The sequence below is a fragment of the Serratia sp. JSRIV006 genome (assembly GCF_019968685.1).
In the GTDB taxonomy this organism is placed as follows: domain Bacteria; phylum Pseudomonadota; class Gammaproteobacteria; order Enterobacterales; family Enterobacteriaceae; genus Chania; species Chania fonticola_B.
This window is the reverse complement of record NZ_CP074137.1, coordinates 5,203,443-5,226,572: the sequence shown is the minus strand read 5'-3', so window position 1 is coordinate 5,226,572 and position 23,130 is coordinate 5,203,443. Positions and strand designations below refer to the sequence as shown.

The 23,130-nt window shown below is 55.2% G+C and carries 19 protein-coding genes and 1 riboswitch; of the genes, 12 read left to right on the top strand and 7 right to left on the bottom strand.

Translation table 11 applies throughout. The features are described 5' to 3' along the window. Positions 1-249: 249 nt before the first annotated feature. On the bottom strand, positions 250-1,617 hold the full coding sequence (gene lysC, locus KGP16_RS24130) for a lysine-sensitive aspartokinase 3 (RefSeq protein ID WP_166733547.1): 1,368 nt from the start codon (positions 1,615-1,617) through the stop codon (positions 250-252). 110 nt (positions 1,618-1,727) lie between these two features. Next, positions 1,728-1,921: riboswitch (Lysine riboswitch) on the bottom strand. Between the two features lie 336 nt (positions 1,922-2,257). On the opposite strand from lysC, the gene pgi reads away from it, so the two are divergent. After that, positions 2,258-3,904, top strand: a complete 1,647-nt coding sequence (gene pgi, locus KGP16_RS24125) for a glucose-6-phosphate isomerase (RefSeq protein ID WP_059199036.1) — start codon at positions 2,258-2,260, stop codon at positions 3,902-3,904. 62 nt (positions 3,905-3,966) lie between these two features. Here pgi and KGP16_RS24120 read toward each other — a convergent pair whose 3' ends face one another. Continuing rightward, on the bottom strand, positions 3,967-5,403 hold the full coding sequence (locus tag KGP16_RS24120) for a capsule assembly Wzi family protein (RefSeq protein WP_223498557.1): 1,437 nt from the start codon (positions 5,401-5,403) through the stop codon (positions 3,967-3,969). A gap of 224 nt (positions 5,404-5,627) precedes the next feature. On the opposite strand from KGP16_RS24120, the gene psiE reads away from it, so the two are divergent. Further along, positions 5,628-6,035 carry a phosphate-starvation-inducible protein PsiE gene (gene psiE / locus KGP16_RS24115; protein WP_021180827.1) on the top strand — a complete coding sequence of 136 codons (408 nt, stop codon included), beginning with the start codon at positions 5,628-5,630 and terminating at the stop codon, positions 6,033-6,035. A gap of 88 nt (positions 6,036-6,123) precedes the next feature. On the opposite strand, the gene malG is transcribed toward psiE, so the two are convergent. The 3 genes from malG to malE all read right to left on the bottom strand — a co-directional run bounded on the left by malG (position 6,124) and on the right by malE (position 9,891). Next, positions 6,124-7,014 (bottom strand): maltose ABC transporter permease MalG, encoded by an 891-nt coding sequence (malG, locus tag KGP16_RS24110; RefSeq protein WP_223500470.1) that lies wholly within the window; start codon positions 7,012-7,014, stop codon positions 6,124-6,126. Between the two features lie 12 nt (positions 7,015-7,026). After that, a complete protein-coding gene (gene malF / locus KGP16_RS24105) occupies positions 7,027-8,601 on the bottom strand; it encodes a maltose ABC transporter permease MalF (protein WP_218520213.1) in 1,575 nt (524 codons plus the stop codon). Between the two features lie 93 nt (positions 8,602-8,694). Then, positions 8,695-9,891 (bottom strand): maltose/maltodextrin ABC transporter substrate-binding protein MalE, encoded by a 1,197-nt coding sequence (gene malE, locus KGP16_RS24100; protein WP_371822650.1) that lies wholly within the window; start codon positions 9,889-9,891, stop codon positions 8,695-8,697. 354 nt (positions 9,892-10,245) lie between these two features. On the opposite strand from malE, the gene KGP16_RS24095 reads away from it, so the two are divergent. The 6 genes from KGP16_RS24095 to ubiA all read left to right on the top strand — a co-directional run bounded on the left by KGP16_RS24095 (position 10,246) and on the right by ubiA (position 16,375). Continuing rightward, entirely contained in the window at positions 10,246-11,220 is a 975-nt protein-coding gene (locus KGP16_RS24095; protein ID WP_223500469.1) for an alpha-amylase family glycosyl hydrolase, read from the top strand. Next, on the top strand, positions 11,213-12,328 hold the full coding sequence (gene malK, locus KGP16_RS24090) for a maltose/maltodextrin ABC transporter ATP-binding protein MalK (RefSeq protein WP_059199032.1): 1,116 nt from the start codon (positions 11,213-11,215) through the stop codon (positions 12,326-12,328). Before KGP16_RS24095 ends, malK begins: the two co-directional genes overlap by 8 nt. Positions 12,329-12,357: 29 nt before the next feature. After that, positions 12,358-13,653, top strand: coding sequence for a maltoporin (locus KGP16_RS24085; RefSeq protein ID WP_141234374.1), 1,296 nt, complete (start codon positions 12,358-12,360; stop codon positions 13,651-13,653). 112 nt (positions 13,654-13,765) lie between these two features. After that, positions 13,766-14,668 carry a maltose operon protein MalM gene (gene malM / locus KGP16_RS24080; protein WP_094982846.1) on the top strand — a complete coding sequence of 301 codons (903 nt, stop codon included), beginning with the start codon at positions 13,766-13,768 and terminating at the stop codon, positions 14,666-14,668. A gap of 301 nt (positions 14,669-14,969) precedes the next feature. Continuing rightward, on the top strand, positions 14,970-15,491 hold the full coding sequence (ubiC, locus tag KGP16_RS24075) for a chorismate lyase (protein WP_223500467.1): 522 nt from the start codon (positions 14,970-14,972) through the stop codon (positions 15,489-15,491). 17 nt (positions 15,492-15,508) lie between these two features. Beyond that, a complete protein-coding gene (gene ubiA / locus KGP16_RS24070; RefSeq protein WP_209523945.1) occupies positions 15,509-16,375 on the top strand; it encodes a 4-hydroxybenzoate octaprenyltransferase in 867 nt (288 codons plus the stop codon). A gap of 69 nt (positions 16,376-16,444) precedes the next feature. Here ubiA and plsB read toward each other — a convergent pair whose 3' ends face one another. Beyond that, complete coding sequence (gene plsB / locus KGP16_RS24065; RefSeq protein ID WP_209529597.1) at positions 16,445-18,910, bottom strand: glycerol-3-phosphate 1-O-acyltransferase PlsB; 2,466 nt, start codon at positions 18,908-18,910, stop codon at positions 16,445-16,447. Positions 18,911-19,232: 322 nt separating this feature from the next. Between plsB and KGP16_RS24060 the strand changes: the two genes are divergently transcribed. The 4 genes from KGP16_RS24060 (at position 19,233) to KGP16_RS24045 (ending at position 22,301) form a co-directional block, all read left to right on the top strand. After that, complete coding sequence (locus KGP16_RS24060; RefSeq protein ID WP_021180816.1) at positions 19,233-19,601, top strand: diacylglycerol kinase; 369 nt, start codon at positions 19,233-19,235, stop codon at positions 19,599-19,601. 123 nt (positions 19,602-19,724) lie between these two features. Further along, positions 19,725-20,333: a transcriptional repressor LexA gene (gene lexA, locus KGP16_RS24055; RefSeq protein ID WP_021180815.1), complete on the top strand. Its 609-nt coding sequence runs from the start codon at positions 19,725-19,727 to the stop codon at positions 20,331-20,333. A 111-nt stretch (positions 20,334-20,444) separates the two neighbouring features. Next, on the top strand, positions 20,445-21,785 hold the full coding sequence (gene dinF / locus KGP16_RS24050) for an MATE family efflux transporter DinF (RefSeq protein ID WP_223500465.1): 1,341 nt from the start codon (positions 20,445-20,447) through the stop codon (positions 21,783-21,785). A 306-nt stretch (positions 21,786-22,091) separates the two neighbouring features. Next, entirely contained in the window at positions 22,092-22,301 is a 210-nt protein-coding gene (locus KGP16_RS24045) for a CsbD family protein (RefSeq protein WP_024483982.1), read from the top strand. 115 nt (positions 22,302-22,416) lie between these two features. Here KGP16_RS24045 and zur read toward each other — a convergent pair whose 3' ends face one another. Continuing rightward, a complete protein-coding gene (zur, locus tag KGP16_RS24040) occupies positions 22,417-22,926 on the bottom strand; it encodes a zinc uptake transcriptional repressor Zur (RefSeq protein WP_024483981.1) in 510 nt (169 codons plus the stop codon). Positions 22,927-23,130: the final 204 nt, after the last annotated feature.

The window sequence follows — 23,130 nt, the reverse complement described above, 5'->3', positions numbered from 1 at the left end:
ATCCTTTGCCAATATTGAACGGGTGTGGTGGTGTGTGTTGTGGTGGGCTCAGTTTGCTGAGCCTCTGTAGATTCAGTTAAGGCCAATCAATTTCCCTTCACCCCAGCCCTCTCCCGATATGGCGTCCAGGGATGCCTGTTGAACTGTGGTGGGGAGAGGGGGCGAGTCCGGAGCTACAGGTAGGTGCAGATAGTAACCTGTGGCACGTTCAGTCCCCTCTCCCTGTGGGAGAGGGTTAGGGTGAGGGGCTTACTCAAACAGATTGTGATGCAGCGTTTGTACCACGCGCTCCGCATCATCACCCGGTACCAGGAAGCACAGGTTATAGCTGCTGGCTCCGTAACAGATCATGCGGATATTGAACGGATCCAGCACGCCGAACACCTCTTTACCGACGCCGCAAGCTTGGGAGAGCTTGTTGCCGATCAGGGCGACCAGCGCCAGATTTTCTTCCACTTCTACCCGGCACAGCGAGGACAATTCGGTAAGTAGGGAGGTGGTTAACAGACTGCCGCCGGTGGTGGTGGAACCGGTGGTATCCATGGTTAATGCCACGCTGACTTCGGAAGTGGTGATCAGATCGACCGAGATATTATGCCGGGCCAGAATGTTGAACACTTCGGCCAGGAAGCCGCGTGCATGCAACATGTTCAGGCTGTGCAGCGTCAGTAGGGTTTGCTTGCGACGTAAGGCCAGCGCGCGGAACAGCGGCGGGTTTTCCGTGGTATTGCACACCAGCGTGCCACCCGCAGCAGGATCTTTGCTTGAGCCGACGAAGACCGGGATGTTGCTGCGCACGGCAGGTAGCAGAGTGGCCGGGTGCAGCACTTTGGCACCGAAGGTGGCCATTTCCGCCGCCTCTTCAAAGGCAATTTTATCGATACGTTTGGCGGCAGGCACCACGCGTGGGTCGGTGGTATAAATACCCGGAACATCAGTCCAGATATCCACGCGGCTGACGTTTAACGCTTCACCCAGCAGGGCCGCAGTAAAGTCACTGCCGCCACGGCCCAGCGTAGTGGTGCGGCCTTTGGGTTCGCAGCCGATAAAGCCCTGAGTGATCACCAACGCATGTTGCAAGCGGGGCTTCAACAGGGTTTGAGCCAACTCGGTCAGCGCAGCGCTATCCGGTACGGCGCGGCCGAAATGGTCGTCGGTACGCATCACTTTACGCACATCGAACCATTCTGCCTGAACCTTACGGTCGCGCAGAATTTCCACAAACAGCAGGGTAGACATCAGCTCGCCATGGCTGACCAGTTCATCGGTCAGTGCGGCAGAGGTGGCCAGCGCAGCGGCCTCCGACAGCGTGGTGATATTTTCCAGCATACGGTCGATTTCTTCGCGGATCACCATCGGGTTCTCGAGGCGATCGAGAATGGCGTATTGAATGCGGCGGATTTCGGCCAGCTGTTCGTTGCGCTTGTCGGCGTCGCAACCCTCGGCCAGGGCTACCAACAGGTTGGTGATGCCGGCAGAGGCGGACAAAACCACCAAGCGAACTTCAGGATTAGAAAGTACCACGTCGGCGCTGCGGTTCATCGCCTCGAAATCGGCCACGCTGGTGCCGCCGAATTTGGCTACTACGGTTGCGTTTTGGGGTGCTGCTTGAGTCATGTAAAACCTCGTGTCAGGGACGCCATTCAAATTGGCATTTAATTTCCATAAGCCTTGGCACAAGGGAAGAGCGGTAAACAGGGAGCAGGCGTAGAGGTTGAGGCTACGATACACCCAGAAGCGCCCCACCTTGCTGACTGCTCACACAGAGCAGCCCATGGTGACAACTCAGGGGATTCAGCCCCTGTAGCCGACGTGATGATTGCCGTAAGCATCTCGCCTCGGCGTCGCTCCCCCTCCAGTGCCGTCATCGGATAATGGCTCCTCTGACACTCTACCTGGGCGACGCGCCTCTTCTGGCTTGCACAGTGGATGTGCAAGTAGGTGATTAGGAATAACGGGTTTATTGGCTACTGTCAACGGGTAGACGCTGAGGGATTTTCATCTGCGCTCTGGAAGAAGCAGAGCGACCGAATATTGCGGACTGCGCATGAAGAGAAAAGCGTGATGAGAAGGACGTTTCAGCGTCGTGATAACAGGCTGTTAGGTGAAATATCAGCAGATTGTTGTGGAAAGGTAAAAATGGAGTGCGGCGGCCTGAGAGTTAACGCCTATCGCAAGAAAAGAGATCATAATCACAGTCGAACAGGCTACAATCGGTCCATTACCTCCTATTCATTCTCAAGCATAAGAGCGCGCTATGAAAAATATCAATCCTAGTCAAACCGCTGCTTGGCAAGCCCTGCAGCAACATTTCGAACAAATCAAAGACGTCCAGATCCGTGACCTGTTTGCTCAGGATAGTGAGCGTTTCTCCAAGTTCTCTGCCACTTTCAACGATCAGATGCTGGTGGATTACTCCAAAAACCGCATCACCGCAGAAACCCTGGAGAAGCTGCAGGCACTGGCGAAAGAAACCGATCTGCAAAGTGCGATCAAATCGATGTTCTCCGGTGAGAAAATCAACCGTACTGAAGATCGCGCCGTGCTGCATGTTGCCCTGCGTAACCGCAGTAACACGCCAATCATTGTTGATGGCAAGGACGTGATGCCGGAAGTCAATGCGGTGCTGGCGAAGATGAAACAGTTCTGCGACCGTGTCATCGGTGGTGACTGGAAAGGTTATACCGGTAAACCGATTACCGACGTGGTCAACATCGGCATCGGCGGCTCAGACCTCGGCCCTTATATGGCAACCGAAGCGCTACGCCCGTATAAAAACCACCTGAACATGCACTTTGTTTCCAACGTAGACGGCACCCATATTGCCGAAACGCTAAAACCGTTGGATCCGGCGACGACCCTGTTCCTGGTGGCGTCTAAAACCTTCACGACCCAGGAAACCATGACTAACGCCCTCAGCGCGCGCGACTGGTTCCTGAGCACTGCTGGCGATCAGCAGCACGTCGCGAAACACTTCGCCGCGCTGTCTACCAATGGTAAAGCGGTAGCCGAGTTTGGTATCGACACTGACAATATGTTCGAATTCTGGGACTGGGTGGGTGGCCGTTACTCTCTGTGGTCGGCAATCGGCCTGTCTATCGCGCTGTCTCTGGGCTTTGAAAACTTCGAGCAGCTGCTGAGCGGCGCGCATGAGATGGACAAACACTTTGCCCAGACGCCTGCTGAGCAAAACCTGCCGGTGCTGTTGGCGCTGATCGGTATCTGGTACAACAATTTCTTCGGCGCAGAAACCGAAGCGATCCTGCCGTACGACCAGTATATGCACCGTTTTGCCGCTTATTTCCAACAGGGCAACATGGAGTCAAACGGCAAATACGTTGACCGTAACGGCAACCCGGTAGATTACCAGACCGGCCCGATTATCTGGGGTGAACCAGGCACCAACGGCCAACATGCGTTCTATCAACTGATCCATCAGGGGACCAAACTGGTGCCTTGTGACTTTATCGCTCCGGCCATCAGCCATAATCCACTGAGCGACCACCACGCGAAACTGCTGTCGAACTTCTTCGCACAGACGGAAGCGCTGGCGTTTGGCAAGTCACTGGACGTGGTTGAGGAAGAGTTCGCCGCACAGGGTAAAACGCCGGAAGAGGTCAAGCACGTTGCTCCATTCAAAGTGTTTGAAGGCAACCGTCCAACCAACTCCATCCTGCTGCGCGAAATCACTCCGTTCAGCCTGGGTAGCCTGATTGCCCTGTACGAGCACAAGATCTTCACCCAAGGCGCGATCCTCAACATCTTCACCTTCGACCAATGGGGCGTAGAGCTGGGTAAACAGCTGGCTAACCGTATTCTGCCGGAACTGGCGGGTAAAGAAGCGGTGACCAGCCACGACACCTCAACCAACGGCTTGATCAATCGCTTTAAAGCCTGGCGTTAAGTTGCTCTGAATTGCAGCCAATAAAAAACCCGCCGCGGCGGGTTTTTTGACATCTGCAGGGATTACAGATTGATCGGTACTGCCAGGCTGACACCGGCACCCACGTCATCGGCGGTGCTGTTGTTGTTATCGGTGTACCACAGGCTGGTATCAAATTTCACTTGTGAAGCGAAGTTATAACCCCAACCCAACTGAATGCCTTTCAGCGTGTCAGATTTCGGGAATGCCTGGTTAATGCTCTGGTTCAGCGGGTTCACCTTGGCATACACCAGGCGAGTGCTCCAGCGCTGGCCATCGTCCAGCACCAGCTCGACACGGCCGGACAGCATTTGCCCGTCACCGCCCATAGCGTGACCCAGCGGGTAACCCTGCTGGTAGTAGCCGTCTTTATAGGTATGATGTGTATAAACATAACCCTTACGGCTCATATCGGCGCGAGTATCAGCCCCTTCGATATACCAGTTGATAACGGTTGGGCCCCACTCTGGGTGACCTTCCAGGCCGAGCAGGTAGGTGTTTTGTGATGGCAGGTAGCCGGCCTCATCTTCCCCCACCAACTGGCCATACAGGCTGACCGGCATACCGATCAATGGCTGCATTTTCAGCTTGAAGTCGAAACCGGCAAGCTGGTTGCCCGGATCGTTACCTTGGCCGGAGTCGTCGTTATCGCGGCCAGCAAAGGCGTCCCAGAATGAGCTGAAGGACTGCGGACGACCATCGCCACCCCACTGCATAATGCGTGAGGCACCCAGTTCCAGGAAGTCGGTTGGCATCATGGTCAGACGGCCACCGATCAGTTTGGTGTTAGGTACTGCGGTATATTGTGACAGTTGACCTGCGGTGATCTGATATTGCCAACGACCAATCCAGGACAGCCAAGGCGTTTCAAACGGGGATTGATCGGCACGTTGCAGCATAAAGCCAGCCACCGGGCGTGCCGCGTCGGAACGGATCAGGCTGCCGTCATAGCCAGGGCCCCACCATTGAGAGACTTCACCGAATGACAGCCACTGGTTCCACACTTTGATGGCACCGTATGAGCCGTTCAGGTTGAATTTGGAACCATCAGAGACGCGCTGATCGCCTTCCACGGCACCTTGCAGGCGCACGTCCCAGAACTCACCGTTGGCACCGGCGCCGATGGTCAGGCTGCTGTCGGCATAGTGACTTTGGCCGAAGCCCTGCGGCGTGCCCGGTTTGTCGGTAGAGGTATAACCGGTGACGGTAATATTGGCTTTTAAGTCACCCACCCGGCGTTGTACGCGGTCAATGACGGTTTTTTCTGTGTTGGTCACCGGCTTGGCTTGCGCCAGCACCGAGTTGATCTCTTCCTGACTTAGCGGCCAGGTAGACAGGCTGACGTTAATCACACCGCGATCGGATAACCAGGCGAGGTCATTGCGCAGATCGTTATCAGGAGTCACCAGTCCGCCGGCGTAGCTGGCAAACGAACAGGTGAAAAGGCCTGCCGCGACCAGTGCGTGGAGTTTAGCTCGCATGAAAGTTCCTTTCTAGATTACGGGAATTTGGAGGCATAATGCCTGAGACTACGCCCATGATAGAGGACATTTCAATTTGCTACAAATATATACAAGCGTAATCAATTCACACAACTAATTGAAAATAGGGAAATTCGCCTGAAGATAAACCCTCAGGGCAACTTTAGGAAAAAGCCCATTAGGCATTTTCTGCACTAATAACTGGCCGAACGACGGGAGAAGTCATGGCAAAAACATCACGATCATTGATGATCGCCAAAGGGTTACAGCGGGTACTGAACGTGGGGTTGCTGCTATTGGCGGCGATTCTGGTAGTTTTTTTGGTCAAAGAAACCTTTCATTTGGCGAAAGTATTATTCGTCAGCAACGAGGAGTCTTCTTCGTATCAGCTGATTGAAGGGATTGTGATTTATTTCCTCTACTTCGAATTTATCGCCTTGATTGTTAAATACTTTGAGTCGGGTTATCACTTCCCGCTACGCTACTTTATCTATATTGGCATTACCGCGATTATTCGTTTGATCATCGTTGATCATGAAAACCCTTTCGACACGCTGGTTTATTCCGGCGCCATATTATTACTGGTAGTGACCTTGTATCTGGCCAACACCGATCGGCTGAAGCGGGAGTAAAAATAAAAATGGCGGCCCAGCGAAGGCCGCCAAAGACACAGTTCATAGAGAGAAGCAAAGTACATCAAACGTATTGCAGTGGCATAAATTAACCTTTCACCCCTCCCGCCGTCAGGCCACCGACCAACCAGCGCTGTGCCAGCAGGAATACGGCGGTGATCGGAATGGCGGACAGCACAGCGGCGGCGGCAAAGTCACCCCACAGGTAGTTCTGCGGATTGAGGTATTGCTGCATGCCGACGGCCAGCGTGTAGCTGTTCACGTCACGTAACAACAGTGAAGCCACAGGCACCTCGGTGATCGCCGCGATAAACGACAGAATAAACACCACCGCCAGGATCGGAACTGAAAGGGGCAGCAGCACCAGGCGGAACGCTTGCCAAGGTGTGGCACCGTCCAGGGCGGCGGCTTCTTCCAACGAGTTATCGATGGTTTCGAAGTAGCCTTTAATGGTCCAGACGTGCAGCGCAATACCGCCCATATAGGCGAATATCACACCGCCATGGGTATTGAGGCCGATAAACGGAATGTACTGCCCCAGGCGATCGAACAGGGCGTACAGCGCAACCAAAGACAGCACCGCCGGGAACATCTGGAAGATCAGCATGCTTTTCAGCAGGGTGCTTTTGCCACGAAAACGCATGCGGGCAAAGGCGTAGGCACAGGTGGTAGAGAGCGTCACTATTCCCACGGCGGTGATCGCCGCGACTTTAATCGAGTTCCACAGCCATAACAGCACTGGGAAAGGCGGTGGGGTGATACTGCCATCCGCCTGGGTGACGCTCATCCCCAGCGCCAGCCGCCAGTGGTCCCAGGAGATCTGATCCGGGATCAGACTGCCGGTGGCAAAGTTACCGGAGCGTAGCGAAATCGCCACTACCATCAGCAACGGGAACATGATCAGGGCAATAAAGCTCAGCATCAGAATATGGGTGATCCACAGGCGTACGCGCTGGGATTTGGGTTGCACCATGGCCATTGTCGTTCTCTCTTAGTCAAAGTTCATCTTGCTGGCTTTCAGGTTCAGGATCGCCAGTGCGCCAACCAACAGGAAAATCAGCGTGGCAATGGCCGCCGCCAGCCCGAAGTCCTGACCCCCACCGCCTTCAAACGCGATGCGATAGGTGTAGCTCACCAACAGATCGGTATAGCCGGCCGGTGTGGTGGTGCCGATCATGTCTGGCCCGCCGCGGGTCAGCAGTTGGATCAGCACGAAGTTGTTAAAGTTGAAGGCAAAGCTGGCAATCATCAGCGGAGTCAACGGCTTGATCAGCAATGGCAGGGTGATACGGAAGAAATTCTGCATCGGGCTGGCGCCGTCCATTGCCGAGGCTTCATACAGATCGTCGGGAATGGCTTTCAGCAGGCCCATGCACAGGATCATCATGTACGGATAACCCAGCCAGGTATTGACGACCAGGATCATGCTTTTGGCGGTGAGCGGATCGGTAAACCAGGCCGGTTTAATGCCGAACAGCGCGTTGAGCATCAGGTTGATTTCACCGAAGCTCTGGTTAAATAACCCTTTGAAAATCAGAATGGAAATAAACGAAGGCACTGCGTAAGGCAGGATCAGCAACACCCGATACACCGCTTTGCCTTTCAGCGCTTCCCACTGCACCACGCAGGCCAGCACCATGCCTACGGCCACGGTGAGGATCACGGTCATCACCGAGAAAATAATGGTCCAGACAAAGATGGAGATAAACGGCTTCTGGATGCCTTCATCGTTGAGCACCCGTAAGAAGTTTTTCCAGCCGATGGTGACGGTATAACCCGGGCTGAGGGTGTCGGTGGCCCAATTACCCTCGGCATTGATGGCCTGATAGAAACCGATATCCGGGTTAGGGCGATACTGTACCTGGGTCTGGTTATCGGTCAGCGTGCCGTCTTTGCCTAGTGTGTATAACGGGCTGGTGCCGGAGAACTGGCGCAAGGAACTCATGCGCAGCTCGCCACCTTCCGGCAGGATGGCGACAAGCTGGCTCAGCGTCTGGCGATTCTGGGTGATCACGCGCAGCGTAGCACGCTCACCGGCAGGCTCTGTGCTTTCGACCGCCAATTTCAATGTTTGTGGCTCGGTGGCGTTGAGGCTGAACGGTTCGGAAATCAGTAACTGACCGCTGTCCGGATGAGTTAATTGCAGACGCCACTGTTGGTTTTCTGCCGGATACAGCCCAAAGGTGAAGGTTTTACCGGTCTGGAACTGGCGTTGCATCAATACCGACTGAGCGCGTTCAAAGGTCAGTTGGTTGGTGCTGCTGTAGTTGGTAAAGGCGATAGCGATGGTACAAATCAGCGGGAACAGGACGAACAGCCCCATCCCGGCGACGCCTGGATAGACATAGCGCCAGGCATAGGCACGACGGTTGGCAAACACGTAGAGCCCGGCACTGACCAGCACCAGCGTCAGGATGGCGAACAGATATTCTCCCTGTGCATACATCACCACAATCAGATAGCAGGTCACCAGGCTGAACAGGCCGACAATCAGCCATTTCAGTAGGTCACTCTGCCACCACTTCGATTTTTTTCGCGCGGGTGTTCCGGCGTGAGCAAGTTGCATAGGGCTTTCCTTTCAGGTGTTACCGCGAGAGACCAACGGCCTCTCACACAGCAGGGCAAAGGCGGGCATCACAGCCCGCCAATGGCCAGGGTCTTACTTGGTGATACGGGTATGAGCATCTTCCAGTGCGGCTTTCACCGTCTGGCGGCCAGTGATGGCGTTGATCACGGCGCTACGCATCGCATACCAGAAGGTACTCATCTGCGGGATGTTTGGCATGATTTCGCCGTTTTGCGAGTTCTGCATGGTGGCGGCAATCTTCGGATCTTTGGCCAACTGTTCCTGGAACGATTTCAGCGCCACGGCACCCAACGGTTTGTCTTTGTTAACGTCAGCCAGGCCCTGATCGGTGATCAGGTAGTTTTCCAGGAACTCGGTCGCCAGCTCTTTGTTCGGGCTGGCGGCGTTGATGCCCGCGGTCAGCACGCCAACGAACGGCTTGGACGGCTTGCCCTGGAAGGTTGGCAGCAGCGTGACGCCATAGTTGATTTTGCTTTGCTCGATGTTGGTCCAGGCCCAAGGCCCGTTGATGGTCATCGCCGTCTGGCCCTTGTTGAAAGCGGCTTCGGCAATCGAGTAGTCGGTATCGGCGTTGATGTGCTTGTTCTTCACCAGATCGACGATGAACTGCAGGCCAGCCTGTGAACCGGCGTTGGCTACGCCCACGTCTTTGATGTTGTATTTGCCATCTTCAAACTTGAAGGCATAACCGCCATTGGCGGCAATGACTGGCCAGGTGAAGTAGGGTTCTTGCAGGTTCCACATGATGGCGCTTTTGCCTTTGGCGCGCAGCTCTTTATCCAGCGCCGGGATCTCTTCCCAGGTTTTTGGCGCTTCTTTGATCAGGTCTTTGTTATAAATCAGCGACAGGGCTTCCACCGCGATCGGGTAACCGATCAGCTTGCCGTCAAAGCGTACCGCATCCCAGGTGAACGGATAGATTTTTTCCTGGAAGGCTTTGGAAGGGTGGATTTCTGCCAACAGGCCCGATTGCGCGTAGCCCCCGAAACGGTCGTGAGCCCAGAAGATGATGTCCGGACCGTCACCGGTAGCGGCAACCTGCGGGAACTTCTCTTCCAGTTTGTCCGGATGTTCAATGGTCACTTTGATACCGGTGTCTTTCTCAAACTTTTTACCCACCTCGGCCAGGCCGTTATAGCCTTTATCGCCGTTGATCCAGATAACCAGTTTGCCTTCTTCTATTTTGGCGAAAGCGGAGGAGGAGAGCACCAGCGTTGTTAATGCTGAAAGCGCAAGCCGGCGTACGGTTGTTGTCATTATGCGATTCATAAATCCAATCCTTCTGTGGGGACTGCGGTAAGGAGAGCGGTTACGCGCTAATAGTGGGTCACAACCCGCTGTGTTCTCATCCTCCCCCCGTCTACGCCCCATGCCTGAGTAGTGTGATCCAGCTAGCAAACCGCCCTATTCTGTGGTGTCGGACACGAAAAGACAGGGCTATTTTTGCAAGGAAGATCACAGATTTGCCTTATGCCGGGAACTTTCGCCGCGCATCGTCGTTCTCTCATCCTCCCATCTCCTCCCCCATGAAAAATTCTGTTACGGATGATTACCCCTTCTTGCCGTTACCCCACTATTGGCAACATTGATTTTTACCGCCTAACGCTGCAGGAACCCGGACCTATGTCACCAGTGCGTACCGCCACTCACCCCACGCTGTACCGGATCCATCCGGTCAGTTTCCGCGATGGAAACGGCGATGGTGTGGGCGACATGCACGGCATGATGGCGGCGCTGCCCTATCTGAAAGCACTGGCGGTGGACGGGCTGTTATTGCCGCAGGCGTTATCGCCAGAGGCTGGAGCGGAAGTCGCCGGGCACGGGCTGGTACTTTGGCACAGTGAAGGCTCTCAGCGTATCTGCCGCAGTGCCGCTCCCGAACAGCACTATGTCCGCAGCGCGTTGGCGCTGGAAGTGGTGCCGTTCAGCTGCGAAAAGCTGGTGGAGGTGTTGCATACCCATCGTCACCAACTGGGCGAAAAAGTCTGGAGCACCGGCGAAATCGATCAGCCGCGAGTGGTCAGCCATTGGGGGCAAGGCGATCTGCGTTCTGCACAGGCTTTCCTGACCCTGTTGGCATTACTGCCCGCACCTATCTGCTTGTATCAGGGCGAAGAGCTGGGCTTGCCACACGCGGCGGATCTGCAAGAACCGCAGGGGGCACAAACCCCGATGCCTTGGCATGAAGCGCCGGAGCAGGTCACCGCAGGAGAGATCCATTGGTATCAACAGGTGGCGATAGAACACCGTGCGCTGGCCATCAGCCGCCAGCAACACGACCACCATTCAACCTTACGTTACTGCCAGGCTCTGTTGGCCCTGCGTCAGCACCCGGTGATCCAATGTGGTGTTCTGAACCAGATCAGCCAGGAAAATGGCGTTATTCGCTTACTTATTACCCATCAGGATCAATGCCTTGAAGCGCTGATCAACCTACAGCCTTATACTCAGCCGGCCGCACCGGCTGAGGCGACCAAGCCTATGGCATGGCAGTACGGTGCGCAGCAAGAGGGTCATCAATGGGTCTTGGCGGGCTTCGGTTCCGCCATCTTTACACGAAATGTTAACTGCGAAAGCAGGGGAGTTACGCATGGCTAGCGTCACACTGCGCAGCGTTTATAAGGCCTTCGGCGAGGTCGTGATTTCCAAAGACGTCAATCTGACTATCGATGACGGCGAGTTTGTGGTGTTTGTCGGGCCATCCGGCTGCGGTAAATCAACGCTGCTGCGCATGATCGCCGGGCTTGAGGATATTACCTCTGGCGATCTGTTCATCGGTGAAAAACGGATGAATGAGGTACCGCCTTCTGAGCGCGGTATCGGCATGGTGTTCCAGTCTTACGCGCTGTACCCACATCTGTCCGTGGCCGACAACATGTCGTTTGGCCTGAAGTTGGCTGGTGCTAAAAAAGCGGAAATCAATCAGCGGGTTAATCAGGTGTCTGAAGTGCTGCAATTAGCGCATTTGCTGGACCGACGCCCAAAAGCCCTGTCCGGTGGACAGCGTCAGCGTGTGGCGATTGGCCGTACGCTGGTGGCTGAGCCGGATGTGTTCCTGCTGGACGAACCGCTTTCCAACCTGGATGCCGCACTGCGGGTGCAGATGCGCATTGAGATCTCACGTCTGCACAAGCGGCTGCAGCGCACCATGATTTACGTCACTCACGATCAGGTCGAAGCGATGACGCTGGCCGACAAAATCGTGGTGCTGGACGCCGGGCGTGTAGCCCAGATCGGTAAGCCGCTGGAACTCTATCACTACCCGGCCAACCGCTTTGTCGCGGGCTTTATCGGCTCGCCAAAAATGAATTTCCTGCCGGTGAAAGTGACCGGTGTGGAAGCGCTGCGGGTACAGATCGAACTGCCGATGCCCAATCGCCAATTGGTATGGCTGCCGGTTGAGGGGGAGGGCATTGAGGTTGGGGCCAACCTGTCGTTGGGGATCCGCCCAGAACATCTGTTACCGAGTTCCGAGTCTGAAGTGACATTGATGGGTGAAGTACAGGTGGTGGAGCAGCTCGGCAACGAGACGCAAATCCATATCCAAATTCCGGCAATTCGTCAAAACCTGGTTTACCGCCAGAACGACGTGGTGCTGGTAGAAGAAGGTGCAACATTCGCCATCGGCCTGCCGCCACACCGTTGCCACCTGTTCCGCGAGGACGGGACGGCGTGTAAACGGCTGCATCAGGAACCGGGTGTTTAAAGCATCAAGGTCTGTATAACAGGAGAATAATGATGACTACTCTGCGCAAACTTCCTCTGACTCTGGCTGTCGCCGCCGGTGTCTTATCCTCATCAGCGATGGCGGTGGATTTCCACGGCTACGCACGTTCCGGTATCGGTTGGACCGGGAGCGGCGGTGAGCAACAGTGTTTCCAGACCACCGGTGCCAGCAGTAAGTACCGTCTGGGTAACGAATGTGAAACCTATGCGGAACTGAAACTGGGCCAGGAAGTGTGGAAAGAGGGCGACAAGAGCTTCTACTTCGACACCAACGTGGCCTATTCCGTGTCGCAACAGTCTGATTGGGAATCGACCAATCCGGCCTTCCGTGAAGTGAACGTGCAGGGTAAAAACCTGATCGACGCGTTGCCAGGTGCCAACATGTGGGCCGGTAAGCGCTTCTATCAACGTCATGACGTCCATATGATCGACTTCTACTACTGGGACATCTCAGGTCCTGGTGCCGGTCTGGAAAATATCGACCTGGGCTTCGGCAAGCTGTCTGCTGCCGTGACCCGTAACACCGAATCCGGTGGTTCCTTAGGTTATATCGACAATCAACGTGACGAGCGTCCAACCGTCAACGATACCTACGACCTGCGTTTGGCTGGCCTTGAGCTGAATCCTGGCGGTACGTTGGAACTGGGTGTGGATTATGGCCGTGCCAATGAGCAAGACGGTTACCACCTGGTCGACGGGGCAAGCAAAGACGGTTGGATGTTTACCGCGGAACATACCCAGAGCATCCTGGGCGGCTTCAACAAATTCACGGTACAGTACGCCACCGATTCCATGACTGCGCAGAACAACGGCCGCAGCCAAGGTTCTTCCATTGATAACAACGGCAAGATGATCCGCGTGCTGGATCACGGTGCCATCGACTTCAACGATGATTGGGCAATGATGTATGTTGCCATGTATCAGGACGTTAACCGCGACAATGACAACGGCACCACCTGGTACACCGTGGGCGTGCGCCCAATGTACAAATGGACGCCAATCATGAGCACCTTGATGGAAGTTGGCTACGACAACGTGAAGTCGCAACGTACTGGCGATCGCAACGGCCAATACAAAGTCACCCTGGCACAACAGTGGCAAGCGGGTAACAGCATCTGGTCACGTCCGGCGATCCGTGTCTTCGCGACCTACGCCAACTGGGATGAGAAGTGGGGCTACGCAAACAACGATTCCGGTGCGGGCTACAACGCAGGTACGGCTTATAACGATACCAGCATGCATACCTTCAGCCGTGGTAAAGACAGCGAAGTCACCTTCGGTGCCCAGATGGAAATCTGGTGGTAATACTGGCTTGACGGGAGGGCGCCTGTACGCCCTCCCTCTTACCGTTTAACCGGCAGTATTGCGCTTGCCTGCCCGCTGCCGGGATACACGCTCAAAGCGAGAGGGTATAACAATGAAAAAAAATCTACTGTCACTCTGCCTGTCTCTGGCGTTGACCGTCGGCGCACCGCTGGCGACCTATGCCGATACTCCGGCCAACGTTTCTGTCGCACCGGCCATCAGTGCCACTACCCTGCAAAGTTTGCCTTGGCAGCCGTTGGTACCGCCGGTGACCCAGGATGTCCAACTTAATAATGTCAGCCCACAGATCAACCAAGGCCAGATCCAGGGAGCCGTTGCTGCATTTGCGCTGCCGGCCGATCGGGGATCGCTGGAAATCCAACTGAGCAGTCTGGCCAATAAAAACTCAATCTATGCTCCAAGCGTATTGGTGCTGGATGAACATATGCGCCCGGCGGCCTATTATCCGAGCAGCTATTTCGCTTACCAGCCACCGGGCGTGATGTCTGCCGATCGGTTGGAGGGCACATTGAAACTGACCCCTGCGCTGGGGCAAAAACAGATCTATCTGTTGGTGTACACCACCCAGCAGGATCTGGCTAAAACCACCATCCTGACCAACCCGGCCAAAGCCTACGCCCAAGGGGTGGGTAACGCGGTACCGGACATCCCGGATCCGATCGCCAGCCACAGCACTGGCGGCACGTTGAAGCTGAAGGTGACGGCAGAACAAGGGGCCAGCAACATCATGATTGGCATGCTGCAATCGGCTCCGGCAACGCCACCGGTCGTGGTGGGTGCCACCGCTCCGGCAGTTGCGGCTCCAGCACCGGTTGCCAGCGCACCGGCAGAACCGATGCTCAATGACACCGAGGCTTACTTCAATAACGGCATCAAACAGGCGGTCAAGGCGGGCGATATCGATAAGGCGCTGAAACTGATGAATGAGGCCGAAAAACTGGGTTCCACCACCGCTCGTGAAACGTTTATTGGCAGCGTGAAAGGCAAGGGGTAATCCCCCACGCTACCGATGCTGGCTTGATGATTGGTGCGTTTCGGCGCACCTTTTTTCATCTGCCCACCCGCGTTTCCCCACTGATACCGAGCAGAGGGGGACAGCGTGGCGCCAACAGTACGAACTCTCTCGCGTTATGACATCTTCCACTACGACAGCCTGCCGTTTTACCCCCTGATAATGGGGGATGCGTTACGTCACGAATCTGCCTGCCGCTTTTGCGTTTCTGCGTTACAATGGATTTCTGTTAACAGTTTGTATGGCTTGGCGCGGCACGCAGCCTCCGGCCTGGAGTAGCATAATGTCTGACATTAGGGAGCCTATCCTGCCGCCTATTGAGTGGCTGTCTGAACATTCCTCAATACCTGCCGCCGTTAGCGATTGGCTGATGGAGTTAGGTTCCATGACCCGCCGTTTTGAGCGCCATTGTGGCCGTGTGCAGGTAGAACCACAGCGTGAATGCTTCATCACTCGTGACCAGCTTGCCGAAGAGGCGGTTCATCTGCCACACAGCGAGCGCTATTGGCTGCGAGAGATCGTCTTACTGGGTGACGGCGAGCCTTGGCTGCTGGGGCGTACGGTGATCCCACAGGAAACGCTGACCGGGCCGGATCTGGCGCTGGTCGACCTGGGGACGTTGCCACTGGGCCGTTATCTGTTCAGCAGTGAAAGCCTGACTCGTGATTTTATCCATGTTGGCCAGCAGAAGGATCTGTGGGCGCGGCGTTCTCGCCTCCGTCTGGCGGGAAAACCATTGTTACTGACGGAACTGTTTCTACCGGCCTCTCCACTGTATGCGGTGGAAAAGGGCACTCCGGCATAATTAGGGGAGAAAGAACTTTGGAAGGGAGCGTGATTCAAAGCAAATGGCAGGCCTATTGCCATCTGATGCGCATCGATAAGCCGATTGGCACGCTATTGTTGCTGTGGCCCACCCTGTGGGCATTGTGGTTGGCAGGGGGGGGAGTTCCTTCGCCGTCGGTATTGCTGGTATTTGTGCTTGGCGTTTTCCTGATGCGTGCTGCGGGTTGCGTGGTGAATGACTATGCCGATCGCGCTTTCGATGGGCATGTGAAACGCACCGCAGGCCGCCCAATGCCGAGCGGCCGCGTCAGCGAAAAAGAGGCCAAGATCCTGTTTGTCTCGCTGGTGCTGGTTTCCTTTGCGCTGGTGCTGACGTTGAATGCGATGACCATCTGGCTGTCGCTGGCGGCTCTGGCGCTGGCCTGGGTTTACCCGTTTATGAAGCGGGTGACCAATTTGCCTCAGGTGGTGCTGGGGGCGGCGTTTGGCTGGTCGATCCCGATGGCCTATGCCGCTGTCAGCGAGTCGCTGCCACTGAGCTGCTGGTTGCTGTTTCTGGCCAATATCTGCTGGACGGTGGCTTACGATACCTTGTATGCCATGGTCGATCGTGATGACGATGTGAAGATTGGGATCAAATCCACCGCGGTGCTGTTTGGCCGCCATGACAAGCTGATCGTAGGGCTGTTGCAGTTTGCTACGCTGTTACTGATGTTGTGGGTAGGTTATCTGATGCAGTTAGGGGGCGCGTTTTACTGGTCGCTGTTGCTGGCCGGGGCGTTGTTTATCCATCAGCAAAAGCAGGTGGCTGGCCGCGATCGCGATGCCTGCTTCCGTGCCTTCCTGAATAACAACTACGTCGGCTTGGTGTTGTTCATCGGTATTGCGCTTAGCTACGTATGATTTGCCCAACGCAAAAAGTAAAAAGGCATCCATTATCGGATGCCTTTTTCGTGGTAACTGGCCTGTAAGTTACTCGTCTTCTTTTACGACTTCAGCTGTCAGCGCTGGGGTATTGGTTTCTTCCGGCATGCTGACGCTTTCGATGGTCAGCTTGATTTCCGGGGTGATCAGATCGCTCAACATGGTGTAAACCTCCATGGTGTGCTCGCGGATCGCATCGCCAATATCATTGATAAAGCCTTCTTCACGCAGCGTCGCCACCAAGGTGGAGAACACCGCCTTATCGAAGAATTCCGGCGCGTTGATGCCGTGCAGCACCGACAAACGCTGGGCCATAATGCGGCTCTCTTTCTCCAGGGCACCCCGGTTGATACTTGGGTTGGCGCTGAGGATCGACATGGTGATGGCATAGCGTTGCAGGGTTTCACGCACCCCGGCGGCCAACAGCTGCAACGGACGGATGCGCGCAGGGTTCAGCACCAGCTCATCGCCTTTGCTACAAATCAGCTGCTGGCGTATCAACTCTTCGATCAGCGGTTGCAGCACGTCGGCTAGCTGTTCTTTGTCGTAACGCAGGAACAGCTCGGCCTTCAGCATCGGATAGATCAGGCTGACCTGACGCAACAGCTCAACGCGCGACACGCGGCGGTGATGCATCACGATAGAGGCGATCAACGAAGGCAGTACCAACATATGATGGATATTGTTGCGATAGTACGTCATCAGCACCGCCTGCTCGCGCGGCAGAATGATGATGTCGCCGATGTTGTCCTTCTCCACTTCAAACTTGTTCATGTTTAAAGCGTGATCCAGCAACTGGTCTGGCGTTTGCGCGGGTACGGTGGCGTCCGGTGCATACGGCACGTTACGCATTAACTGTAAGTAGCATTCCAACTGCTCAAGCAACTGCTCACGGGTCAGCGAACGTTGGCGTGAGGCCAACAGCGCGGTGGAACACAGGTTCATGGCGTTGGCGGCGGCAGCGTTGTTGATACGCACCATGATCTGAGCCGCCAGATCGTTGACCGCAGGCGTCAGCCAGCTTGGGCGCTGTGCTTCGATCGGGTCGATAGACTCACGCCAATGCGGGACGTTTTGGTTCAGGTACGTAGTCAACGGCAGCGGTTCACCAAAGTTTACGTAGCCCTGGCCGAGGTTGCGTAGCTTGCGCAAGCCACGCACCATTTGCAGCAGACTCTCTTTCTCTTTGGTCGCGCCACGCAGCTCTTTGGCGTAAGTACCTACTTCCATCACGTGCTCGTAACCGATATAAATCGGCACAAGGGTGATCGGACGTGTACCGCCACGCAGCATGGCCTGGATGGTCATCGACAGGGTGCCGGTTTTCGGTTCCAGCAGGCGGCCGGTACGGGAACGCCCGCCTTCAACAAAGTATTCTACCGAGTAACCACGGGTGAACAGCTCACCGAGGTATTCACGAAACACGGTTGAATAGAGTTTGTTGCCCTTGAAGGTGCGGCGAATAAAGAATGCGCCCAGGCGACGGAAGATCGGCCCGGCAGGCCAGAAGTTCAGGTTAATACCCGCTGCGATATGCGGTGGCACCAGCCCTTGATGGTAGAGCACATAGGACAGCAGCAGATAGTCCATATGGCTACGGTGACACGGCACATAGACGATCTCGTGGCCATCCTGCGCCAGCTGACGCACACGCTCGGCGTTGGTGACGTTGATACCCTGATACAGCCGGTTCCAGGTCCAGCTCAACACGCGGTCGGACAGGCGCACCGTTTCATAGGAGAAATCGGCGGCAATCTCTTCCATCAGCGCAATTGCGTTCTGCTGGGCCTTTTCGTGGGAGATCTTTTTGCTGCGCGCTTCATCTTCGATCGCTTTTTCAATCGCCTTGGAGGCCAGCAGCTTGTTGAACAGATCCTGACGGGCTGGCAGGCTTGGCCCAACGGCGGCCAGGCGCTGGCGTGCAAAGTGCATACGTGCGACACGGGCCAGTTTTTGCGCGATGGTCTTATCGGTGCCGTGCTCTGTCGCCATCCGGCGTAGCGACACGGTGTTGGAGAAACGGACAAAGCTGTCACGCCCCAGCCACAGTACAGCGAAGAACTTCTGTACGCCGTTTAGCAGGCGCAGGTGCGGCGTGCCGTGGCCTTCGCGCCCTGGGGAGCGGCCAAACATCACCGATACCGGCAACATCTGAATATCGAGATCCGGGTTGCTGCGGTGCAGATCCAGATAATCGTGAAACAGTTTTACCGATTCTTCTTTGGGGGTGTAATAGCGGAATACGCGTGGGCCATCGTGGATAAACACGTAGCTTGGCAGCACGGTGCCATCGATTTCCAACGGGTTAAGGGGATCGGGCAGATCTTGCGCCAGACACTGGGTGCGCAAGGTGAGTAAATCCGCCTTGGAATTATAAGGTAAAACATACAAAATCGGTCGTGAGGGATCCAACCCTAACTCCGTGACCGGATCTGTTGGGATAACCTTACTTCTTACCAACATTTTTAGTGGTAAGTTCAATATCTTATAATAGATTTTACGCCAACCTGACATGACAACGTGAAGCCTCTTGTTAGCAATTCGCCGCAAGCATACCAGAAACCGGGTAGCAGATCTGTGGCGTTGGGAAATCCACGGCCATTCACGGCAATGGAAGTACATAGTTGAATTATACCTGATGGATATCAAATTGGCCGCTCTAGCGCACTCATGCGCGCGCGGCATTGGTACGACATAGCTAGGTGATTAAGGTATTCCAACCTTGCTGTATACTGCGCTGCGATAAAAATGTGATTGGGCTGGCAAATCTGTCTGGAACGTTGCGGCTGCAACACGACGGGTACATGATCCATCTTGGAGAAAGGCGTTCTTAACTATGGCAAATCAAGCAACTGGCCTGACGCGTATCATTAAAGCGGCAGGCTATTCCTATAAAGGTTTAACCGCTGCCTGGCAGAACGAAGCCGCATTCCGTCAGGAACTGGTGGCGACGGTGGTGGCTATCATCGTGGCGGTTTGGCTGGATGTGGGAGCGATAGCGCGCATCTTGTTGATCGGCTCGGTGCTGCTGGTGATGATTGTCGAAATCCTCAACAGTGCGATTGAGGCCGTTGTCGATCGCGTGGGGACGGAATATCACGAGCTTTCCGGGCGGGCCAAAGATATGGGCTCGGCGGCGGTATCGCTGGCAATCATTCTGGCGCTGTTCGTTTGGGCTTCGGTACTTTGGCAGCATTTGGCGTGAAAACCAGCGGGTATCGTTGCGATCACGCTCGCTACCTGCTGATTTTTATTTATTCTTCGGTTCCCAATCCAGACTTAGCTGTATATACTCACAGCAAGACTGTATAAACAAACAGGGGGCGGAATGAAAGCACTAACTACCAGACAGCAAGAGGTCTACGACCTGATTCGCGATCATATTTCGCAAACGGGCATGCCACCGACGCGTGCCGAGATCGCAATGCGCCTGGGGTTCCGCTCACCAAATGCTGCAGAAGAGCACTTGAAAGCACTGGCTCGCAAAGGCGTTATCGAGATCATCTCCGGTGCATCACGCGGTATCCGCTTGCTGATGGAAGATGAAGAGGGGTTACCTCTGGTGGGCCGTGTGGCTGCCGGTGAACCTCTGTTGGCTCAGCAGCACATTGAAGGGCACTATAAGGTGGACCCTTCACTGTTCAAGCCTAATGCCGATTTCCTGCTGCGCGTTAGCGGCATGTCGATGCGCGACATCGGCATCCTGGATGGCGATCTGCTGGCAGTGCATAAGACTCAAGACGTACGCAACGGCCAGGTCGTCGTCGCCCGCATTGAAGACGAGGTCACGGTCAAACGCCTGAAGAAACACGGTAACGTTGTCGAACTGCTGCCAGAAAACAGCGAATTCCAACCGATCGTGGTCGATCTGCGCCAGCAGAACTTCACCATCGAAGGCCTGGCGGTGGGTGTGATCCGCAACGGCGACTGGATCTAACCGTTTTACCTCGTATTACAGCCCTTTAAAACGGCAAACCTCGCCCCAACTCTGGGGCGATGTCATTTCTAAGCTACGCTAAAATCCATGCTTGTACGGGAACATATCGCCATGCGCCTGCTTTCTGCCTTCACCAGTGACACCGACAAAGCTCTGTGGCGTCTGGCGTTGCCGATGATCTTCTCCAATATTACCGTCCCCTTGCTTGGCCTGGTGGATACCGCCGTTATCGGTCATCTCGATAGCCCTAGCTACCTTGGCGGGGTCGCGGTGGGATCAATGGCCACCAGCTTCCTGTTTATGTTGTTGTTGTTCCTGCGTATGAGCACCACCGGGCTGACGGCGCAGGCGCTGGGTGCGCAAGATCCCTACCGGCTGGCTCGCGCATTTATGCAGCCGTTATTGTTGGCGCTGGTGGCCGGGCTGGCGATTGTGCTGTTGCGAGCCCCGTTGATCACCTTGGCGCTGAACATTGTGGGGGGCGATCGGGAAGTATTGGTTCAGGCCAGGCTATTTTTGGAGATCCGCTGGCTGAGTGCCCCGGCGGCGTTGGCCAATATGGTGTTGCTCGGTTGGTTGCTGGGAGTTCAATACGTGAGGGCGCCGGTGATCCTGTTGATTGTCGGTAACCTGCTGAACATCGTGCTGGATATCTGGCTGGTAATGGGGCTGGGTTGGAACGTGCAGGGGGCCGCAACTGCCACGGTGATTGCGGAGTACGCCACGCTGTTGCTGGGTTTGTGGTTAGCATGGCGGGTACTACGCATGCGGGGGATTTCGCTGACAATGCTGCGAACCGCGTGGCGTGGGGATATGCGCCGCCTGTTGGCACTTAACCGCGACATCATGCTGCGTTCGTTATTACTGCAACTGTGTTTCGCTTCGTTGACCATTCTGGGAGCCCGCATGGGCGGAGAGGTGGTGGCGGTGAATGCGGTGCTGATGAATCTACTGACCTTTACCGCCTATGCTCTGGATGGTTTTGCCTACGCGGTGGAAGCCCATTCCGGCCACGCCTATGGTGCGCGGGACGGGCGGCAACTGCGTAAAGTATGGCGTGCCGCCTGTCGGCAGGCTTGCCTGGTTGCCTGTGGTTTTGCCGTTATTTATCTGTTCGCCGGGCAGCAGATTGTGGCGGGCTTAACCTCGCTGCCGGAGTTGCGTGCGCTGGCAAATCATTATCTGCCCTGGCAGGTGGTGCTGCCTCTGGTGGGGGTTTGGTGCTATCTGCTGGATGGCATGTTTATCGGCGCCACCCGTGGCGCAGAAATGCGTAACAGCATGGCGGTAGCCGCAGTGGGCTACGGGCTGACGTTGTTCACCCTGCCGGAATTGGGCAACCACGGTTTATGGCTGGCTCTGGCGGTATTCCTGGCACTGCGCGGGGCTGCTTTGGGCTGGGTTTGGCACCGTCATAGCGTGCAAGGCACCTGGTTTTCATCCCCTAACTAGCGATACATAGGCCAGACTAGTTGATGATTCTGGATGGGTATTCACATTTGGTTACATGTGTTGAGGGCTGTTTTGCTTCGCTTGCTTACTGTTTTAACGGTGTTTTTTGCTATTAAGACTTTTCCTAACCCTATTTCATGCTGCTTTTCGGGTGCTTTTCGTGATGGGTGACTATAGTTAATCACGTGGCTGGCGAATTAAGCCCGCGCTTAATTGGCAACGGACGCATTAGATAACCTTAAATTTGACTCAGTTAAGTCCAGCCAGATTTATCTAAAACTGACAACCAAGAGTAACGGAGAGATTATGAACAAAGATCAAGCCGACGGTAACTGGAAGCAGTTTAAAGGTAAAGTGAAGGAAAAATGGGGCAAGCTGACCGATGACGATATCACCGTGATCGAAGGGAAACGCGAACAGCTGGTCGGTAAAATCCAGGAACGCTATGGCTACCAGAAAGAGGCAGCCGAAAAAGAAGTCAAAGCCTGGGAAGAACACAGCAAGTATCGTTGGTAGCGCGATGAGCCGCTGAGTATTGCGGCGCTACGACACCATCCGGCCTGGCAGATTTCCCCCCTGCCACGGCCACGGGAACAAGGATGTACCCGCTCCCTCCTGCAACCCAATCCGCTTATTTTTTCTTCACCACAATGCTGTGGTCATGATCGCAATCGTGTTGGTTTTCACAATTTTCTACCACCACACAGGCAGAACACAGACCGTGGGCTTCCACTACGCTGTGGCGCAGCACAAACCCTGATTCTTGAGCCAGTTTCTGCAAGGTTTCTTCCACCCCTTCGGTAGTACGCTCCGTGACCTGTCCGCAGCGATCGCAGATAAACAGGGCGGAGGTATGCATCGGCTGTTCGAAGTGGTGGCACAGCACATAGCTGTTTGCCGATTCAACGCGGTGGATAAATCCCTGTTCCAGCAAGAAATCCAGTGCACGATAGACCGTAGGTGGTTTGGCCTGCGGCTCTGCCACACGCAGTAAATCCAGCAAATCGTAAGCGCTGATGGCGCCGGGTTGCTCAGCCATCAGGCGTAACACTTCCAGCCGTTGCGGGGTCAGTCGCACGTTGCGTTGCTGACAGAGTTGTTCAGCCTGCGCGAGCAGCTTTTCCTGGTTGGTTGAGTTCATGGCAATTATCCGGCTATGCAAAGAAGCCGATTTTATCATGTTTCAACGCAATCGCCGAGGGTTGCCCCGCTTTCCCTGGATAACGCAGCAAATCGGGCGATTTTGCGCAGCAAGACTAGGCACAATGAGATGTGGATCACGATTTGCCGCTTTATGTCATAGGCTCCACTCGGGCACGGCGGTATAACCCGTAAGGTGTCAAAC

What these genes read in the sequence shown, in the direction of transcription:
- lysC (WP_166733547.1), bottom strand. Translation starts at nt 1,617, where the DNA reads ATGACTCAAGCAGCACCCCAAAACGCAACCGTAGTAGCCAAATTCGGC.
- pgi (WP_059199036.1), top strand. Translation starts at nt 2,258, where the DNA reads ATGAAAAATATCAATCCTAGTCAAACCGCTGCTTGGCAAGCCCTGCAG.
- KGP16_RS24120 (WP_223498557.1), bottom strand. Translation starts at nt 5,403, where the DNA reads ATGCGAGCTAAACTCCACGCACTGGTCGCGGCAGGCCTTTTCACCTGT.
- psiE (WP_021180827.1), top strand. Translation starts at nt 5,628, where the DNA reads ATGGCAAAAACATCACGATCATTGATGATCGCCAAAGGGTTACAGCGG.
- malG (WP_223500470.1), bottom strand. Translation starts at nt 7,014, where the DNA reads ATGGCCATGGTGCAACCCAAATCCCAGCGCGTACGCCTGTGGATCACC.
- malF (WP_218520213.1), bottom strand. Translation starts at nt 8,601, where the DNA reads ATGCAACTTGCTCACGCCGGAACACCCGCGCGAAAAAAATCGAAGTGG.
- malE (WP_371822650.1), bottom strand. Translation starts at nt 9,891, where the DNA reads ATGAATCGCATAATGACAACAACCGTACGCCGGCTTGCGCTTTCAGCA.
- KGP16_RS24095 (WP_223500469.1), top strand. Translation starts at nt 10,246, where the DNA reads ATGTCACCAGTGCGTACCGCCACTCACCCCACGCTGTACCGGATCCAT.
- malK (WP_059199032.1), top strand. Translation starts at nt 11,213, where the DNA reads ATGGCTAGCGTCACACTGCGCAGCGTTTATAAGGCCTTCGGCGAGGTC.
- KGP16_RS24085 (WP_141234374.1), top strand. Translation starts at nt 12,358, where the DNA reads ATGATGACTACTCTGCGCAAACTTCCTCTGACTCTGGCTGTCGCCGCC.
- malM (WP_094982846.1), top strand. Translation starts at nt 13,766, where the DNA reads ATGAAAAAAAATCTACTGTCACTCTGCCTGTCTCTGGCGTTGACCGTC.
- ubiC (WP_223500467.1), top strand. Translation starts at nt 14,970, where the DNA reads ATGTCTGACATTAGGGAGCCTATCCTGCCGCCTATTGAGTGGCTGTCT.
- plsB (WP_209529597.1), bottom strand. Translation starts at nt 18,910, where the DNA reads ATGTCAGGTTGGCGTAAAATCTATTATAAGATATTGAACTTACCACTA.
- KGP16_RS24060 (WP_021180816.1), top strand. Translation starts at nt 19,233, where the DNA reads ATGGCAAATCAAGCAACTGGCCTGACGCGTATCATTAAAGCGGCAGGC.
- lexA (WP_021180815.1), top strand. Translation starts at nt 19,725, where the DNA reads ATGAAAGCACTAACTACCAGACAGCAAGAGGTCTACGACCTGATTCGC.
- dinF (WP_223500465.1), top strand. Translation starts at nt 20,445, where the DNA reads ATGCGCCTGCTTTCTGCCTTCACCAGTGACACCGACAAAGCTCTGTGG.
- KGP16_RS24045 (WP_024483982.1), top strand. Translation starts at nt 22,092, where the DNA reads ATGAACAAAGATCAAGCCGACGGTAACTGGAAGCAGTTTAAAGGTAAA.
- zur (WP_024483981.1), bottom strand. Translation starts at nt 22,926, where the DNA reads ATGAACTCAACCAACCAGGAAAAGCTGCTCGCGCAGGCTGAACAACTC.